This is a genomic window from Streptomyces hirsutus (genome assembly GCF_001418415.1).
Classification (GTDB): Bacteria; Actinomycetota; Actinomycetes; order Streptomycetales; family Streptomycetaceae; genus Streptomyces; species Streptomyces hirsutus.
In genome coordinates this window covers 1-1,441 of record NZ_LIQT01000753.1, presented here as the reverse complement: position 1 = coordinate 1,441, position 1,441 = coordinate 1, and the positions used below count along the sequence as shown (strand labels likewise).

Here is a 1,441-nt window from a genome sequence, read left to right as displayed (position 1 = left end):
ACGCCACGTGAGACACCCTCTGAAGCACCGTCGCCATAGAGTCCTGGGGGATATGGTCAGAGTCCCCCCCGACAGCATCCGCCCGTTTTTCCGTCGCGGGGCCCCTGAGGGGAGGGGGGTTTGTTGACCGACAGCGAGTTCTCACGGTGGTTGCTCCGCCGGGCCGAGGATGCCAGGCCGGGCAAGGACGAACCCGAACGATGGCAGGTCTTCCGGGTGTCGTAAGCGTTCGCGGCGCCGCAGAGCGTCACGTTGGAGCAGACGGAACAGCCTGTCCTCTGCCGGAGAGCGGCACCTGAAGGGGTTGCCGAGGCGTACGTTCCGGAGATGGGTCAGGACACCCTGGACGAGATCCTCGACCACCCTGATCTTGCGGAACTGGCCAAGGAACACGGGACGGAGCCGCGTTCATGACGCCCGAGCCTGCCCAACTGGTCCCGTTCCCGTTGCAACCGTTCATCCCTCAGGTACAGGTGCCGCAGCGCGGGGTGGACCTTATAAAAAACCCCCGCACGGTTGCTCGCCGTCTCATGCGTAACGTCGCGAGTGGCCCCTTGCCTGCTCTGGCCCTGCGCGTTCAGAACCGGGCACGGGAGGAGGTGCGGGAGTTCCTGTACGAGAATGGATTCCGCGAGCATCGCCTGTATGTCCTGGAGTTCGCCGGCAGACACCCGCACGTCAAGATCGGTTACAGCTCCGATCCGTGGGGGCGGCTCGCCCACCACGTCGGGGAGGCGAACCGCTGGTACCACACATTGATCCAGGCCCACGTCTCCGAGCCCCTGGGCGACAAGCCCAGCGGCAAGCGAGCCGAGGCCGAGGCGTATAGCTTCATGCGCAGGCTCTACCGCACCGCGCCGAGTTCTCGTGAGAAGTTCATGGACGCAGATTTTGAGGTCGGCAAGACCTGCGCAGGCTGCGCTGTGCTCCTGACGAATCCCGCCTGACCGCGTCGCCGGGGTCACGAGATATGTGTCCCGTTGCACCGAACAACCAGCGTTTAGGGCCCGGATGTAGTGGGCGACTGGCTCACAAGCAGGATGGAATATGACGATCCGTTCCCGGCGCGGCCGCCGACGGCGTCGGCCAGGCAAGCTCCACGACGACAAGGGCTACGACTGCGACCCGTCACATCCCGGACCGCCCGCAAGGGCACAGACTCCAGCCAACGACTGGGCATTCATGGTCCACCGTCCGGAGCCTCCTGTCGACGCCTTCGAATAGCGCACCTCCCCAATACTGTCTCTTCACCAGTTGAACGCGACCCACACGACAGGAAGAGCAGGAGCGGGTCGGGGCACGAGGCTCGCCCGGAGAACGGTCGCCGGGCCGATGACGCCAGGACCGCACACGCTCCCCACCTACTACACCAGGCGCTCGCTGCTCCCCTTCCCCAAGGAACAGACCCGCCGAACCCACCTGACCTCCCGCATGACCAGCC

At 65.3% G+C, this 1,441-nt stretch carries 1 protein-coding gene and 1 pseudogene; both read left to right on the top strand.

The genetic code is table 11. The features are described 5' to 3' along the window. Positions 1–410 precede the first annotated feature (410 nt). Entirely contained in the window at positions 411–947 is a 537-nt protein-coding gene (locus AOK11_RS38280) for a hypothetical protein (protein ID WP_240497651.1), read from the top strand. A 115-nt stretch (positions 948–1,062) separates the two neighbouring features. After that, positions 1,063–1,184: pseudogene (locus AOK11_RS43730) on the top strand (IS5/IS1182 family transposase); the annotation flags it as partial. Positions 1,185–1,441 lie beyond the last annotated feature (257 nt).

Bases quoted from the DNA above. Each gene is read 5' to 3' on its own strand.
- AOK11_RS38280 (WP_240497651.1), top strand. From the start codon at position 411: ATGACGCCCGAGCCTGCCCAACTGGTCCCGTTCCCGTTGCAACCGTTC.